General features: G+C 61.2%; 12 protein-coding genes. 9 read left to right on the forward strand and 3 right to left on the reverse strand.

Translation table 11 applies throughout. From position 1 onward, the window contains the following. Positions 1 to 7: 7 nt before the first annotated feature. Positions 8 to 655 (reverse strand): 2,3-diphosphoglycerate-dependent phosphoglycerate mutase GpmB, encoded by a 648-nt coding sequence (gene gpmB, locus AC0T7J_RS18670; protein ID WP_473795725.1) that lies wholly within the window; start codon positions 653 to 655, stop codon positions 8 to 10. Positions 656 to 861: 206 nt separating this feature from the next. On the opposite strand from gpmB, the gene yjjX reads away from it, so the two are divergent. Beyond that, positions 862 to 1,380, forward strand: coding sequence for an inosine/xanthosine triphosphatase (gene yjjX, locus AC0T7J_RS18675; protein ID WP_010671697.1), 519 nt, complete (start codon positions 862 to 864; stop codon positions 1,378 to 1,380). Here yjjX and trpR read toward each other — a convergent pair whose 3' ends face one another. Further along, positions 1,381 to 1,701: a trp operon repressor gene (trpR, locus tag AC0T7J_RS18680; protein WP_086905154.1), complete on the reverse strand. Its 321-nt coding sequence runs from the start codon at positions 1,699 to 1,701 to the stop codon at positions 1,381 to 1,383. It abuts the gene before it with no gap. Between the two features lie 45 nt (positions 1,702 to 1,746). Next, entirely contained in the window at positions 1,747 to 3,666 is a 1,920-nt protein-coding gene (gene sltY, locus AC0T7J_RS18685; RefSeq protein WP_473795728.1) for a murein transglycosylase, read from the reverse strand. Positions 3,667 to 3,935: 269 nt separating this feature from the next. On the opposite strand from sltY, the gene atzF reads away from it, so the two are divergent. The 8 genes from atzF to urtE all read left to right on the forward strand — a co-directional run bounded on the left by atzF (position 3,936) and on the right by urtE (position 15,589). After that, positions 3,936 to 5,732, forward strand: coding sequence for an allophanate hydrolase (atzF, locus tag AC0T7J_RS18690; RefSeq protein ID WP_473795730.1), 1,797 nt, complete (start codon positions 3,936 to 3,938; stop codon positions 5,730 to 5,732). Between the two features lie 2 nt (positions 5,733 to 5,734). After that, on the forward strand, positions 5,735 to 9,352 hold the full coding sequence (uca, locus tag AC0T7J_RS18695; protein ID WP_473795732.1) for an urea carboxylase: 3,618 nt from the start codon (positions 5,735 to 5,737) through the stop codon (positions 9,350 to 9,352). Between the two features lie 9 nt (positions 9,353 to 9,361). Beyond that, positions 9,362 to 10,063: a GntR family transcriptional regulator gene (locus tag AC0T7J_RS18700; RefSeq protein WP_473795734.1), complete on the forward strand. Its 702-nt coding sequence runs from the start codon at positions 9,362 to 9,364 to the stop codon at positions 10,061 to 10,063. Between the two features lie 28 nt (positions 10,064 to 10,091). Further along, complete coding sequence (gene urtA / locus AC0T7J_RS18705; RefSeq protein WP_473795765.1) at positions 10,092 to 11,360, forward strand: urea ABC transporter substrate-binding protein; 1,269 nt, start codon at positions 10,092 to 10,094, stop codon at positions 11,358 to 11,360. Positions 11,361 to 11,462: 102 nt separating this feature from the next. Then, positions 11,463 to 13,028 (forward strand): urea ABC transporter permease subunit UrtB, encoded by a 1,566-nt coding sequence (gene urtB / locus AC0T7J_RS18710; RefSeq protein WP_473795736.1) that lies wholly within the window; start codon positions 11,463 to 11,465, stop codon positions 13,026 to 13,028. Then, on the forward strand, positions 13,028 to 14,101 hold the full coding sequence (gene urtC / locus AC0T7J_RS18715; RefSeq protein WP_473795738.1) for an urea ABC transporter permease subunit UrtC: 1,074 nt from the start codon (positions 13,028 to 13,030) through the stop codon (positions 14,099 to 14,101). The genes urtB and urtC overlap by 1 nt, the downstream gene beginning before the upstream one ends. Then, positions 14,098 to 14,889 (forward strand): urea ABC transporter ATP-binding protein UrtD, encoded by a 792-nt coding sequence (gene urtD / locus AC0T7J_RS18720; RefSeq protein WP_473795740.1) that lies wholly within the window; start codon positions 14,098 to 14,100, stop codon positions 14,887 to 14,889. The genes urtC and urtD overlap by 4 nt, the downstream gene beginning before the upstream one ends. 1 nt (position 14,890) lies before the next feature. Further along, the gene (urtE, locus tag AC0T7J_RS18725) at positions 14,891 to 15,589 is read left to right on the forward strand and encodes an urea ABC transporter ATP-binding subunit UrtE (protein ID WP_033769607.1); all 699 of its coding nucleotides are present in this window, start codon (positions 14,891 to 14,893) and stop codon (positions 15,587 to 15,589) included. The last annotated feature ends 12 nt before the right edge of the window (positions 15,590 to 15,601 follow it).

A 15,601-nucleotide genomic window follows, 5' to 3' on the forward strand; every position in this document is an offset into this window, starting at 1 on the left:
AAGTAAATCAGCGTTGAAGCTCGTCGAGTGCAGGCGCATCCAGATGAGAAATATCCCCCGCCGTCTCGACAATCCAGCCTTCTGCCAGCCAGGCGCTCTGCTGATAATCAACACGTGAGAGTGAGCAGTTGCGCAGACGCAGACGACGTTCCGCATAGGCGGGCAGACCGAGAATCGTGCTGACCAGCGATCCCAGCGCCATGCCGTGACTGACGATCAGCGGACGGCTTCCGGCTGGAAGATCAAGACAGGCATTCAGCGCCGCGTGCATGCGCGTCGCCATCTCAGTCATTGACTCCCCTTCAGGAATACGGCCCCCTTCGGTGCCGTTGACCAGCGTGGCGCGCCACTGCTCTTCTTCTGCGGTTAAGCCATCCAGCGGACGCTTCTCCAGCACCCCCATATTCAGCTCACGCAACCGCGGATCAAGCGTTACTGAGCAACCGCAGGCATCCGCAATAATCTCGGCGGTGCGGCGCGTACGCCCCAGATCGCTGGCAATAATGTGCGTAATGCCCAGATGTTTCACGCGCTCACCCACCTGCCAGGCTTGCTGCTCACCTTTTTCCGTCAGCGGACTGTCGGACTGACCCTGAATGCGACGCTCCGCATTCCATACCGTTTCACCGTGACGAACAAGATAGACCTGTAGCATGTTAGTTTCCGTTATACTGCGACAAAAATCGCTTTAGAGCTTACCCCATCAGGCATCATTGTTGCAGTCAGTCTGCACACGGAGAGCGCGAAACATCCGGCGCGTACAGGAAGTACGTGAGGATTGTGAGCACTGCCCGGGTTCAGAATGACAAATCAAACAGCCCGATAGGCCAGGCGCTTAATCACCTGAGGGTTCAACCAATTATGTACCATGTTGTCGCAGCCACCACCAATCCAGCGAAAATTCATGCGATTGCTCAGGCATTCAACGACGTTTTCGGCGAGGGATCCTGCCATATTGAAGGGGTCGAGGTCGATAGCGGCGTAGCAGCACAACCGTTAACGCATCTCGAAACGCGAACTGGCGCACGTCAGCGCGTGATGAATGCCCGGCAGGTCCGGCCAGAAGCGGCGTTCTGGGTCGCGATTGAGGCGGGCATCGAAGATGACAGCGCGTTTGCCTGGATGGTGGTGGAAAATCAGAAGCAGCGCGGCGAATCGCGCTCGGCCAGTTTCACCCTGCCGCCGGTGGTGCTGGCGGGTCTGCGTGAAGGCCGGGAACTGGGCGACGAGATGGCGCGGTTAACCGGCATCGAAAATATCAAACACCAGGGTGGCGCTATCGGGGCGTTCACAAACGGCCTGCTCAGCCGCTCCAGTGTCTATCACCAGGCACTGATTCTGGCGCTCTGCCCGTTCATCCATCCGCTTTACCAGCAGTGATCAGGCGCGTCCCAGACGCGCTTCCAGCCAGCGTTTCAGCTCCGGCGGCGCCTCTTTCAGGCTGTTCGAGCCACGGGTAATGGTCGCGATGCCAACGCCGAGCTCATTTTTCAGCTCGCGCTGGCTCATCTCGCCGTTCATTAACTCTTCGATAATCCGCAGACGGGTGCCGAACGCTTCCCGCTCGTCGGGCGTCATCATCAGTTGCATCAGTGGCAGCGCATGACCATCAGCAAAGGCCTGCTGCATCAGCACGACAAAACGTTGCCAGCTATCTTCTGCCGGATGCGCATCGGTAGAGGGGGAATCAGAATGGGTCATGAAGAGGCTTCCGTACTCACTAAAGAGTACGGAAGCTTAGCACAGCTAGTAACGGCGATTCCACTCAGCATCTGACAGGATCTTGTCAGGCTTGCCCATGAAGTGACGATAGTAGGCGTCATACGCCAGCACATTCTTCACGTAGCCGCGCGTTTCAGAGAACGGGATGGTCTCTATAAACGCCACAGCGTCGAGATTGCCCGCACTGGTTTTCTGCCAGCTTCGGACCCGGCCCGGCCCGGCATTGTAGGCCGCCGAGGCGAAAATCCGGTTCTGGTTGAACTGCTGATAGACATATTCCAGATACTGAGTGCCGATCTGAATATTGGTTTCCGGATCAAGCAACTGGCTGGTGTTGCTGTAGCCAGGGATGTTGTACATCTTCACAGTATGCGCCGCCGTGGCAGGCATAATCTGCATCAGACCGCTGGCACCGACAGGTGAACGCGCTTTCGGATTCCAGGCGCTCTCCTGACGCGAAATTGCCATCGCATAGCTCGGCGGGATCTGCTTCACCGCGGTGTTGCGCTCATAGACGCTCTGCCACGCCAGCGGGAAACGCTCTTTCAGGCTGTCCCACATTTTGGCAGTGATGGTCGCCTGCACGCTGAGATCCCACCAGTCCTGCTCATTGGCGTAGCGCGCCAGCATCTGCTGCTGCGTGTGCGTGCGGCTGCCGATCAGATTGCTCCACTCGCTGCGTGCCAGGTTATCCAGCCCCCAGTACATCAGCTCGCGAACGCGGGCCAGCTCCGGTCCCTGCACCGTGGCACTGTCAGGCTTCGGCGCTTCATCCACCTGCAACGGGTAGTCAACACCCAGCCGCTGCGCGGCCACCATGGGATAGAAGCCACGCGCCTGCATCAGTTTGCGCAGGATCTCTTCCGCTTCCTCTTTGCGATCTTTCTCAAACAGCAAATCAGCCTGCCAGTACTGCCACTCATCTTTCTCTTTAGCTTCCAGCGGCAGACGGGCGATCCAGGTATTGAGGCCGCGTCGGTCATGCTGAGAGAGCGCCAGTCGCACCCGGCGTTCCACCAGCGCGGTAGACTCGCTGTTCATCACCACCGCATCGCGCCAGCGCGACTGCTCAGAGGTGAGATCGCTGCCCATCATGCGCCAGACCACAATCTCCTTCAGCGCCTGCTCATCTTCCGGCCCCATTTTCTGCGCCCGGACCAGAATCGGAATCAGGCTGCGGGCGTTTTCCATATCCTGCCGCGCCACACGCGTAAAGGCGTAAATCGTGGCCTGGCGGGTAAAGTCGGTTGGCCCGACGGCGCTGGCAAAGGTGCTGACCGTTAACGGGTCCTGCTGCAGGGTCTGTATCGCGTCAGACATGGTCTGATAATCGGCAGGCAGTGTTTTTGCCAGATAGCTCACCAGGCTGTCGTTGCCCGCTTTCATCGCCAGCCGGATACGTTCCAGGATCGTAATCGGCGAAATCTGACCGGACGCCTGCCAGACCGAGAAGAGCTTATCGCAGTCCGCGGGCAGCGCCGTGCCGCGCAGCCAGATCTGCTTCGCGCCGTCAAACGCGGCCTGCTGCTGACCGGTGGCCCATTTGGCGTAATACCAGTTACAGCGTGCCTGTACCGGCTTCGGTTCGGTCGGGCTGAAGTTCAGCACACCCTGCCAGTCCTGTCGGTAAGCCAGCACATTGATAAAGCGGGTGCTGAGCGATCGTGCGGGTGGCAACGTCGGGTACTGGCGAATAAAGTTCTGCACCGCCAGGGTGGTCTCCTGATCGAGATCCTGTGCCAGCAGGCGATATTGCAGATAAGGATAGAGCGGATAATCCTGTAGCGTGGGCAACAGCTGATCCACGGTGGCCATCTGATTGCTGTCCCAGGCCTGTTTAATTTGTTGATAACGTTGCCGTTGTTGATCAAGCGAATCGGCCCATGCGCTGCTGGCCGTGCCGACCAGGCAGATCCCTATCATCCAGTTACGCCACTTCACCACGTAAATCTCCTCTGTTGCTGGGGCCGGCGAGTTGCCAGACAGTCTTCATGCTAACCAGGCCACCGGACTCTTACCATGTTCTTCACAAAATTTACGCATACGAAGTATAAACGCACCGTCATCGCTCAGCGTGCGCGCCGTGATTGTGCAAATTATCATCAGAAAATCTTATCACTGAACGCATTAAACAATTGAATCATTGCGTTAAAAAAGTGGCACAGCCTTTGCTCTGTTGAATTCCATCTTGTATACCAGCTGGAATTCTTCGTATGACTTCAACCTTTGGCCTGACGCTTCACGCCTGGCAACAGCGTTATCAGCAGGCACCGCAACAGATTACCTCGCTGCTGAGCGCACACCTGGCGGCACTCGATCCCCAGGATAACGCCTGGATTTATCTGGCGACACCGGAGCAGTTAGCGGTTCAGATTGAGCCCCTGCTGGCGCACTATCAGCGCGATCCCGGTTCGCTGCCGCTGTTTGGTGTTCCCTTCGCCGTCAAAGACAACATTGATGTGGCGGGCTGGCCGACCAGCGCCGCCTGCCCCGCCTTTACCTATACTGCCAGCGAAGACGCGGTAGCGGTCGCCCGGCTTAAAGCCGCCGGCGCGATAGTCATCGGCAAAACCAACCTCGATCAGTTCGCTACCGGCCTGGTGGGCACCCGCTCCCCGTTTGGCGCGGTCAGTAACACCTTTGATGCCGATTACGTCAGTGGCGGCTCCAGTTCCGGCTCCGCGTCGGTGCTGGCGCGCGGGCTGGTCGCCTTTTCACTGGGCACCGATACTGCGGGATCGGGCCGCGTTCCGGCGGGCTTTAACAACATTGTCGGACTGAAGCCGACCAAGGGCTGGTTCTCTGCACGCGGCGTAGTGCCTGCCTGCCGCCTCAACGACACGATTTCCGTATTTGCGCTGACGGCAGAAGATGCGTTTAGCGTCGCCAGCGTTATGGGGGGCTATGATGCCGGTGACGCCTATTCGCGTATTAATCCGCGCACCGCCCCGGCCAGCCTGCCCGTCCATCCCCATTTTGCTGTACCTTTGAACCCGGAGTTTTTTGATGATGCCGCCGCCGAAGCCGCCTGGGACCAGGCGCTGGAGGCGTTGCAGGCGGGTGGCGTGACGCTGCACCCCATCGACTTCACCCCGTTCCGGAAGCTCGCTGAACAGCTCTACTACGGCGCCTGGGTCGCCGAACGCACGGCGGCGGTGGGCGGGATGCTTGATCGCCCGGCGGAGATGGATCCGGTGGTACACGAGATCATCGCCAGCGGCCTGAAATACAGTGCAGTCGACGCCTATAAGGCGGAGTATCTGCGGGCCGATCTGACGCGCCAGATTCAGCAGGCGCTGGCACAGTTTGACGCGCTGGTGGTGCCGACCTCGCCCACGATTCATACCCTGGAAGAGATGAAGCAGGAGCCGATTCACTACAACTCGCAGTTCGGCACCTATACCAACTTCACGAATCTTGCCGACCTCGCCGCGCTGGCGCTGCCCGCACCGTTTCGCAATGACGATCTCCCGGCAGGCATCACGCTGATTGCGCCCGCCTGGCACGATCGGGCGCTGGCTGAATTTGGCATTCGCTGGCAGCAGCAGCTCGCTCTGCCGCTGGGCGCGACCGGCCAGCCCTGCCCGGCCCGTCACACAGTGCTGCCCGCCTCACCCGACCATGTCCGGCTGGCGGTGGTGGGCGCACATCTCACCGGCATGCCGCTTAATTTCCAGCTCACCGATCGCCATGCCGTCTGGGTGGAAGAGACGAAGACCGCGCCACACTACCGTCTTTTCGCTCTGCTCGAGGGCGCGATCAAAAAACCCGGCCTGATGCGTGACGATCAGGGCGCCGCTATCACCGTAGAGCTGTGGGATATCCCGCTGGGGCGCTTTGGTGAGTTTGTGGCGGAGATTCCCGCACCACTGGGCATCGGCAGCCTGACGCTGGCGGATGGCCGGGTGGTGAAAGGCTTTATCTGCGAAGGCACGGCGCTGAACAGCGCGCTGGAGATTACTGAGACGGGCGGCTGGCGCAACTGGCTGGCTACACAGGGGAGTCGCTGATCATGTTCACCACCGTATTGATTGCCAACCGCGGCGAAATCGCCTGTCGCGCTATTCGTACGCTGAAGCGTCTGGGCGTCAAAAGTGTCGCGGTCTATTCAGATGCTGACCGCAATGCGCAGCACGTTAAGCAGGCGGATATCGCTATCGCGCTGGGCGGCGATAAAGCCAGCGACAGCTATCTGCGCATTGACAAAATTCTGGCGGCGGCTCAGCAGAGCGGCGCGCAGGCTATCTGGCCGGGCTACGGTTTTCTTTCAGAAAGCCAGCCGTTTGCCGAAGCCTGCGAAGCGGCGGGCATCGCCTTTGTCGGCCCTACCGCGCAGCAGATTGGTGAGTTCGGTCTTAAGCACCGTGCCCGTGAACTGGCAGCCAGTGCCGGTGTACCGATGACGCCAGGCACACCGTTGCTTGCGTCGCTGGAGGCGGCGCTGCAGGCGGCCGATAAGATTGGCTATCCGGTGATGCTGAAAAGCACGGCGGGCGGCGGCGGTATTGGTCTGACGCGCTGCGCTGACGCCGGTGCGCTCGCCAGCGCCTGGGAGAGCGTACGCCGTCTCGGCGAGCAGTTCTTCAGTGATGCGGGCGTGTTTCTGGAGCGCTGCATCGATCGCGCCCGCCACGTAGAAGTGCAGATTTTTGGTGACGGCAACGGCACTGTGGTCGCGCTGGGTGAACGCGACTGCTCACTGCAGCGCCGCAATCAAAAGGTGGTGGAAGAGACGCCTGCGCCCGGTCTGTCACAGACCACGCGTGACGCCCTGCTCGCCTCGGCGGTACGACTCGGCGAGCGGGTGAACTACCGCAGCGCGGGTACCGTGGAGTATATCTACGACGTCGACCAGCAGACCTTTTACTTTCTGGAAGTGAACACCCGCCTGCAGGTGGAGCATCCGGTCACTGAGTGCGTCACCGGGATCGATCTGGTGGAGTGCATGTTGCAGGTGGCGGCGGGCGATGCGATTGACTGGTCGCGTCTGCAGCAGGCGCCGCAGGGCGCAGCCATTGAAGTGCGGCTCTATGCGGAAGATCCCCTGAAAAACTTTCAGCCCAGCCCCGGCCTGCTAACCGGCGTCACTTTCCCTGACGGTGTGCGGGTCGACAGCGGCATCGAAACCGGCAGCGAGGTCTCCAGCTTCTACGATCCGATGATCGCCAAACTGATCGTGCATGCCGACACCCGCGAGGCGGCGCTGGAAAAACTTCACCATGCGCTGGATGCCACTCAGCTGCATGGCATCGCCACTAACCTCGACTATCTGCGCCAGATTACCGCCAGCGACGCGTTTCGCAGCGGCAACGTCTGGACGCGCTACCTCGACAGCGTGGTGCCTGCCTCCTCCGTGGTGGAAGTGCTGCAACCCGGAACCTTCAGTTCGGTTCAGGACTATCCTGGCCGCCTCGGCTACTGGGATATCGGCGTGCCGCCCTCCGGCCCGATGGATGACTTCGCTTTCCGGCTGGCTAACCGCATCGTCGGTAATCATGACGCGGCGGCGGGCCTGGAGTTTACCCTGCAGGGGCCGACGCTGCGTTTCCACTGTGATGCCATCGTGGCGCTGACCGGTGCTGACTGCGATGCCACGCTGGAGGGCGAACCGATCAGCTACTGGCAGCCGCTGGCGGTGAAAGCGGGACAGACTCTGGCACTGGGACGCGCCCGGACGGGCTGCCGCAGCTATCTGGCGGTGCGTAACGGCTTTGACGTGCCGGCGTATCTCGGCAGCCGCAGCACCTTTTCGCTGGGCCAGTTTGGCGGTCACGCCGGACGTACCCTGCGGGTTGCCGATATGCTGGCGATCTCCCAGCCTGAGCGGGCAGCCTGCACCACGCCTGGCCCGGTCAGCGACCCGCAGCCACTCGATGCGGCGCTGATTCCGCATTACGGCAGCGAGTGGCGCATCGGCGTCCTCTACGGCCCGCACGGCGCACCGGACTTCTTCACCCAGGCTGCCATCGATGCATTCTTTGCCAGCGACTGGCAGGTGCACTACAACTCCAACCGCCTCGGCGTGCGGCTGGTCGGCCCGAAACCGACCTGGAGCCGCGCCAACGGCGGCGAAGCGGGCCTGCATCCCTCCAACGTGCATGACTGTGAATATGCCATTGGCGCGGTCAATTTCACCGGCGACTTTCCGGTGATCCTGACGCACGATGGCCCGAGCCTCGGCGGCTTTGTCTGTCCGGTGACGATTGCCAAAGCCGAGCTGTGGAAAGTGGGCCAGGTTAAACCTGGCGACACCATCCGCTTCCATCCCATCACCGCAGACGATGCGCTGGCGCGGGAAAAAGCGCAGATGCATCTGATTGAGACATTGCGGCCTGAGCATCCGCCCACGTTTGCCGTGCCGTCACTGGCCGAAACCGCCCACGGTTCCGCCACGATTCTGGCCGCTCTGGAGGCCACCGCCAGCACGCCGAAAGTGGTCTATCGCCAGGCGGGCGACAAATATGTGCTGATTGAGTATGGCGACAACGTGCTGGATCTGGCGCTGCGTCTGCGTGTCCATCTGCTGATGAATGCGCTGACGGCGCAGGCGGAGCCAGGCGTTGAGGAGCTGTCACCAGGCGTGCGTTCACTGCAGGTGCGCTACGACAGCCGCATCATTCCCCAGTCCGGGCTGATGTCGCTGCTGCTGGCGCTGGAAGCGACGCTGGGCGACGTCAGCACGCTGAAAGTGCCCTCCCGCGTGGTGTGGATGCCGATGGCATTTGAAGACAGCGCCACGCTGGGTGCCGTCAGTCGCTATCAGGAGACGGTGCGCGCCAGCGCCCCCTGGCTGCCCAACAACGTGGACTTTATCCAGCGGATTAATGGCTTAAGCAGCCGCGATGAGGTGCGCGACACCCTGTTCAACGCCAGCTATCTGGTGCTGGGGCTGGGTGACGTCTACCTTGGCGCACCCTGTGCCGTTCCGATCGATCCCCGCCATCGCCTGCTGAGTTCCAAATACAGTCCGGCGCGCACCTTCACCGCCGAAGGCACCGTCGGGATCGGCGGCATGTACATGTGCATCTACGGCATGGATTCGCCCGGCGGCTATCAGCTGGTGGGCCGCACGCTGCCCATCTGGAACACCTTCCTGAAAAACCCGCAGTTCGCTACCGAGGCGCCGTGGCTGCTGCGTTTCTTCGATCAGGTGCGCTTCTATCCGGTGAGTGAAACCGAACTAACCCAGCTGCGCGAAGATTTCCGCGAAGGCCGCGCCAGCCTGCGTATTGAAGAGACGCAATTTGATTTTGCCGCCCATCAGAAGTTCCTCACCGATCACGCCGCTGAGATTGCGGCGTTCCGCCAGCGCCAGGCCGCCGCCTTTGAACAGGAAGTGCAGCTATGGGCGCAGGAGGAGCAGAACGCGCCGCCGGAGGATGAAACGCGCGCCAGCGTCATCGAAGAGGAGGAGAACGGACTGGCGGTGCAGGCGGATCTCAATGGCAACATCTGGAAAGTGCTGGTGCAGCCGGGCGACGAGGTCAGCGCCGGGCAGACGCTGATTATCGTGGAGGCGATGAAGATGGAGCTGGCGATTGTCGCGCCGCAGGCCGGTCGTGTGACGCGGATTGCCTGCCAGGCGGGCCGTCCGGTCAGTCCTGGCGATAACCTGCTGTGGCTGGAATAGGGAGCGGCAATGACAACACAACCTCAACATCCTAAAGCCCGCCCGGAAGCGCTGGCGGAACGGGTTTATCAGGCGCTGAAGGCCGATATTTTCGCCTTTCGCCTGATGCCCGGCGATCGCTTCAGCGAAAGCGAAATCGCCGGACGGATGGCGGTCAGCCGCACCCCGGTCCGTCAGGCGCTGTTCCGGCTGGAACGCGAAGGCTTTGTCGAAGTCTGGTTTCGCAGCGGCTGGCAGATTAAGAACTTCGATTTCGCCTGGTTCGAATCGCTGTATGACCTGCGCACCGTGCTGGAGTGCGAGGCGGTAAAACGCCTCTGCGCCCTGCCCGCGCCGCAGTGTGCCGCGCTATTAAACGAACTGAACCAGTTCTGGTGCGAGGCGGAGCCGCTTACCGAAGGGCTGGTGGTGTCGCAGCATGACGAAGCGTTTCACATGACGCTGGTGGCGGCAGCGGGTAACCCGGAGATGGCACGCATTCACGCCGAACTCACCGAGAAGATCCGCATTATCCGCCGGCTCGACTTCACTCGTGACGATCGCATCTGTGCCACCTGGCAGGAACATGCACAGATTTTACAGGCGATTTTTCAGCAGCAGACCGCCGGGGCGCAACGCATCCTGACCGATCACATCGCCGTGAGTAAGGCGGAGGTCAGAAAGATCACGCTGCACCGCCTTCAGCAGGCCCGGCTCCAGCTCACCGAATAACACAACAACTACTCAGGGGTTTCAGATGATGAAAAGACGTTCGTTGATCAAGGCTTTCGCCCTCTCCGCCACCGTTGTCAGCATGGGGTTCGCCTGGAGTGCGCAGGCGGCTGACACCATCAAAGTGGGGATCATGCATTCGCTCTCCGGCACCATGGCGATTTCGGAAACGCCGCTCAAAGATGTGGCGCTGATGACCATTGATGAGATCAACGCCAAAGGGGGCGTGCTGGGGAAAAAGCTGGAGCCGGTGGTGGTCGATCCCGCCTCTAACTGGCCGCTGTTTGCCGAGAAGGCGCGGCAGTTGCTGACTCAGGATAAGGCGGCGGTGGTGTTTGGCTGCTGGACCTCGGTGTCGCGCAAATCGGTGCTGCCGGTGTTTGAAGAGCTGAACGGCCTGCTGTTCTATCCGGTGCAGTATGAAGGGGAAGAGATGTCACCCAACGTCTTCTATACCGGCGCGGCGCCTAACCAGCAGGCGATTCCGGCCGTGGAGTACCTGATGAGTGAAGATGGCGGCAGCGCGAAACGCTTCTTCCTGCTTGGCACCGACTATGTCTATCCGCGTACTACCAACAAGATCCTGCGCGCCTTCCTGCACAGCAAAGGCGTGGCGGATAAAGATATCGAAGAGGTCTACACGCCGTTTGGTTACAGCGACTACCAGACCATTGTCTCCAACATCAAAAAGTTTGCGGCAGGCGGCAAAACGGCGGTGGTTTCCACGATTAACGGCGACTCCAACGTGCCGTTCTACAAAGAGCTGGCGAACCAGGGGATCAAAGCCACTGACATTCCGGTGGTCGCCTTCTCGGTGGGCGAAGAGGAGCTGCGCGGCATCGATACCAAACCGCTGGTGGGTCAGTTAGCCGCCTGGAACTATTTCCAGTCGATCGATAATCCGACCAACGCGAAGTTTGTCGCCGACTACCGCGCTTACGCCAAAGCACATAACCTGCCGAACGCCGCCACGGTCGTCACCAACGACCCGATGGAAGCGACCTATGTTGGCATCCATATGTGGGCGCAGGCGGTGGAAAAAGCGGGTACCACGGATGTGGACAAAGTGCGGGCGGCGATGGCCGGTCAGACCTTTAAAGCGCCGGATGGCTTTACCCTGACCATGGATCAGACCAACCATCATCTGCATAAACCGGTCATGATTGGCGAAGTAGAAGAGAACGGCCAGTTCAGCGTGGTGTGGCAGACCGATCAGCCGGTACGCGCGCAGCCGTGGAGCCCGTATATTGCCGGTAACGACAAGAAGCCCGATCACCCGGTGAAGACCGCGCAGTAATCGCGGGTTGCTGATAGATACGCAGCGTCACCCGCTGTGAAGCGGCAGCACGGCAGCGGTCATCAGGCTGCCGTGCTGACCTCCCCAAACGAGGCTCCTTTTATGAATCTATGTCGCTGCTTTTTCAGCCTGCTGCTGCTGATGCCGCTGTTGGCCAGCGCCGGACCGGCGGCTGACTTTGCCGCCGCCAGCCGCACTCAGCAGGCCACGCTGCTGCAACAGTGGGCCGCCGCACCGGACAGCCCTCGCCTGCCGCTGCTGGAAGCGCTGCATGCCGAAACGGTGGTCATCGACCAGAATAAACAGCCGTTCAGCCAGCAGGGATCCACGCTGCAGCCGCTGGATGCGGTGGCGCAGCCCACGGGCAACCTGAAAAAGCTTTTCATGAACAATCGCCTGCGCGTGCTGGTTAACAACGCGCTGGCCGCACACCAGCTGGTGAGCAACGATACAGCCCTGCGTCTGCGCGCGGCGCAACAGCTGCAAAGTGAGGGCGTTGCCGACCAGCTGCCGCTGCTGGAGCAGCGTTTTGCCGCCGAGCAGGATAGCCGGGTCCATGCCGCATTAGCGCTGGCGCTGGCGAACCTGCAACTGGCGGATGGCGAGCCGATGGTGCGCCTGCGGGCGGTGAAACTGCTGGGTGAGTCCAGCGATCCCAATACGCAGGCCAGCCTGCAACGCCTGACCCAGCCCGCGAATGAGCCGGACGCCACAGTGCGGGCGGCCGCGGCGGAAAGTCTGCAACAGATTCAGAAACGGCTGATGTGGGGCGATCTGCTGGGGCAGGCCTTTAGCGGCCTGTCGCTGGGTTCCATCCTGCTGCTGGCCGCGCTGGGTCTGGCGATCACCTATGGCCTGCTCGGGGTGATCAACATGGCGCACGGTGAAATGCTGATGCTCGGCGCGTACGCCACCTGGTGGGTACAGAGCCTGTTTCAGCAGTTTGCGCCGCACTACTTAGCCTGGTATCCGCTGCTGGCGCTGCCGGTCGCCTTTCTGGTCACTGCCGCCATCGGCATGGCGCTGGAACGCACGGTGATCCGCCATCTCTATGGCCGTCCGCTGGAGACGCTGCTCGCCACCTGGGGAATTAGCCTGATGCTGATCCAGCTGGTGCGGGTGCTGTTCGGGGCGCAAAACCTGGAGGTGGCGAATCCGGCGTGGCTTTCGGGTGGCTTGCAGCTGCTGCCCAATCTGGTGCTGCCGTGGAACCGCATCGCGGTGATCCTGTTTGTGGTGTTTGTGCTGGCGCTCACCTGGCTGCTGCTGAACCGGACCCGCCTTGGCATGAACGTGCGCGCCGTGACCCAGAACCGCGCCATGGCGGATTGCTGCGGCGTGCCGACTGGTCGCGTCGATATGCTGGCGTTTGGCCTTGGCTCGGGGATTGCCGGGCTGGGCGGCGTGGCGCTATCGCAGCTCGGTAACGTCGGACCGGAGCTGGGCCAGGGCTACATTATCGACTCGTTCCTGGTAGTGGTGCTGGGTGGCGTCGGCCAGCTGGCGGGTACCGTGGTTGCCGCGTTCAGCCTGGGCATTCTCAACAAAGTGCTGGAGCCGCAGATTGGCGCCGTGCTGGGCAAAATCCTGATTCTGGTGATTATCGTGCTATTTATTCAGAAACGTCCGCAGGGGCTGTTTGCGGTAAAAGGAAGGGTGACTGACTGATGACGCAACCCATCACGCTTCGCGTGGCGCGCAGCGCGCCGCGCCTGACCATCAGTATCGGCCTGGCGGTTACCGTGGCGCTCCTGGTGATGCCGTTTCTGGCGCTGCTGCCCGCCACGCATCCGCTGGCGATCTCCACCTATACCCTGACGCTGGTCGGCAAAATCCTCTGCTACGCGGTGGTCGCCGTGGCACTGGATCTGGTGTGGGGCTACGCCGGACTGCTGTCGCTGGGCCACGGCCTCTTTTTCGCCCTGGGTGGATATGCCATGGGCATGTACCTGATGCGCCAGGCCGCAGGCGAGGGTTTACCCGCCTTTATGTCCTTTCTCTCCTGGCGTGAACTGCCCTGGTTCTGGACCGGCACCGACTATTTCGTCTGGGCACTCTGCCTGAGCATGCTGGTGCCGGGCCTGCTGGCGCTGATTTTTGGCTTCTTCGCCTTTCGCTCGAAGATCAAAGGCGTCTACTTCTCCATCATGACCCAGGCGCTGACCTACGCCGGGATGCTGCTGTTCTTCCGTAACGAAACCGGTTTTGGCGGCAACAATGGCTTTACCGGCTTTACCACCCTGCTCGGCTTTTCGGTGACAGCAACCCCCACCCGTATCGGGCTGTTTATCGCCACGGTGCTGCTGCTGCTGCTGAGCCTGGCGATCGGCTTCGCCCTGGCGCGCAGCAAATTTGGCCGGGTGCTGACTGCGGTGCGGGATGCGGAGAATCGCCTGATGTTCTGTGGTTACGACCCACGCGGTTTCAAGCTGTTTGTCTGGACGCTCTCTGCCGTGCTGTGCGGCCTGGCCGGGGCGCTCTATGTGCCGCAGGTCGGCATTATCAATCCGGGTGAGATGTCACCAGCCAACTCGATTGAAGCGGCGATCTGGGTGGCGCTGGGTGGACGCGGCACGCTGATTGGCCCGCTGCTGGGTGCGGCGATTGTGAACGGCGCACGCAGCTTCTTCACCGTCGCCTTCCCCGAATACTGGCTCTTTTTCCTGGGGCTGATGTTTATCCTGGTCACGCTGTTTCTGCCGCACGGCGTGATTGGTCTGCTGCGCCGGAGGAAAAAATGAGTGATGCCCTGTTTACCCAGACTCAGCTGGCGGATCGCCATCGGGTACAGCGCGATCCGTTGCTGCAACTGGAGAAGATCAGCGTGTCGTTTGAAGGCTTCCGGGCGCTGACCGATCTTTCGCTGCAGATCGGCGTCGGGGAACTGCGCTGCGTGATCGGCCCCAACGGCGCGGGCAAAACCACGCTGATGGATGTGATCACCGGCAAAACCCGGCCCGACGCCGGCCGGGTGATCTACGACCAGGACAGCGATCTGACAAGTCTCTCACCGGTGGAGATCGCCCGCGCCGGAATCGGCCGCAAGTTCCAGAAGCCCACGGTGTTTGAGGCGTTAACCGTGTTCGAGAATCTGGAGATTGCGCTCAAAGCCGATAAATCGGTCTGGGCCAGCCTGCGCGCCCGCCTCAGCGGCGAACAGCGTGACCGCATTGATGAGGTGCTGAAACTGCTGCGGCTGGGCGGCGAACGCCAGCGTCGCGCGGGCCTGCTGTCGCATGGCCAGAAGCAGTTTCTGGAGATCGGCATGCTGCTGGTGCAGGAGCCGCATCTGCTGCTGCTGGATGAACCGGCCGCGGGCATGACCGATGCCGAAACGGACTACACCGCCGAGCTGTTCCGCAGCCTGGCGGGCAAGCATTCGCTGATGGTGGTGGAGCATGACATGGGCTTTGTCGAAACCATTGCCGACCACGTGACGGTGCTGCATCAGGGTCAGGTGCTGGCCGAGGGTTCGCTGCGCGACGTGCAGGCCAACGAGCAGGTTATCGACGTTTATCTGGGGCGCTGAAATGTTACAGGTTACTGAACTGAATCAATATTATGGCGGCAGTCATATTCTGCGCGGCCTGTCTTTTGAGGTAAAGATTGGCGAAATCACCTGTCTGCTGGGCCGCAATGGCGTGGGGAAGACCACGCTGCTCAAATGCCTGATGGGGCTGATCCCGGCGAAATCGGGCGAGATTCACTGGCAGCAGCAGCGCATGAATGGCCGCAAGCCGCACCAGCGGGTGCAGGCTGGCATCGCCTATGTGCCCCAGGGGCGGGAAATCTTTCCGCGTCTGACGGTGGAAGAGAATCTGCTGATGGGGCTGTCACGCTTTCCGGCTGCGCAGGCGCGTGAAGTGCCGGAGGAGATCTACCAGCTCTTTCCGGTGCTGCTGGCGATGAAGTCACGCCGGGGCGGCGACCTCTCTGGCGGTCAGCAGCAGCAGCTGGCGATTGGCCGGGCGCTGGCCTGTCGCCCCCAGCTGTTGATCCTTGATGAGCCGACCGAAGGGATCCAGCCTTCGGTGATCAAAGAGATCGGTGCGGTGATCCGCCAGCTGGCGCAGCGGGGAGATATGGCGATCCTGCTGGTAGAGCAGTTTTATGACTTCGCGGCGGAGCTGGCGGACAGCTATCTGGTGATGTCGCGCGGAGAAATTGTGCAGCGTGGCCGCGGCGACACCATGGAAGCAGAGGGTGTGCGCGGCCTGGTGGCGATTTAAGGCCGCGCATCG

The organism is Pantoea sp. E956-1, from assembly GCF_982223955.1.

Bases quoted from the DNA above. Each gene is read 5' to 3' on its own strand.
- trpR (WP_086905154.1), bottom strand. From the start codon at position 1,701: ATGACCCATTCTGATTCCCCCTCTACCGATGCGCATCCGGCAGAAGAT.
- urtC (WP_473795738.1), top strand. From the start codon at position 13,028: ATGACGCAACCCATCACGCTTCGCGTGGCGCGCAGCGCGCCGCGCCTG.
- urtD (WP_473795740.1), top strand. From the start codon at position 14,098: ATGAGTGATGCCCTGTTTACCCAGACTCAGCTGGCGGATCGCCATCGG.
- urtA (WP_473795765.1), top strand. From the start codon at position 10,092: ATGAAAAGACGTTCGTTGATCAAGGCTTTCGCCCTCTCCGCCACCGTT.
- AC0T7J_RS18700 (WP_473795734.1), top strand. From the start codon at position 9,362: ATGACAACACAACCTCAACATCCTAAAGCCCGCCCGGAAGCGCTGGCG.
- urtE (WP_033769607.1), top strand. From the start codon at position 14,891: ATGTTACAGGTTACTGAACTGAATCAATATTATGGCGGCAGTCATATT.
- gpmB (WP_473795725.1), bottom strand. From the start codon at position 655: ATGCTACAGGTCTATCTTGTTCGTCACGGTGAAACGGTATGGAATGCG.
- uca (WP_473795732.1), top strand. From the start codon at position 5,735: ATGTTCACCACCGTATTGATTGCCAACCGCGGCGAAATCGCCTGTCGC.
- yjjX (WP_010671697.1), top strand. From the start codon at position 862: ATGTACCATGTTGTCGCAGCCACCACCAATCCAGCGAAAATTCATGCG.
- urtB (WP_473795736.1), top strand. From the start codon at position 11,463: ATGAATCTATGTCGCTGCTTTTTCAGCCTGCTGCTGCTGATGCCGCTG.
- atzF (WP_473795730.1), top strand. From the start codon at position 3,936: ATGACTTCAACCTTTGGCCTGACGCTTCACGCCTGGCAACAGCGTTAT.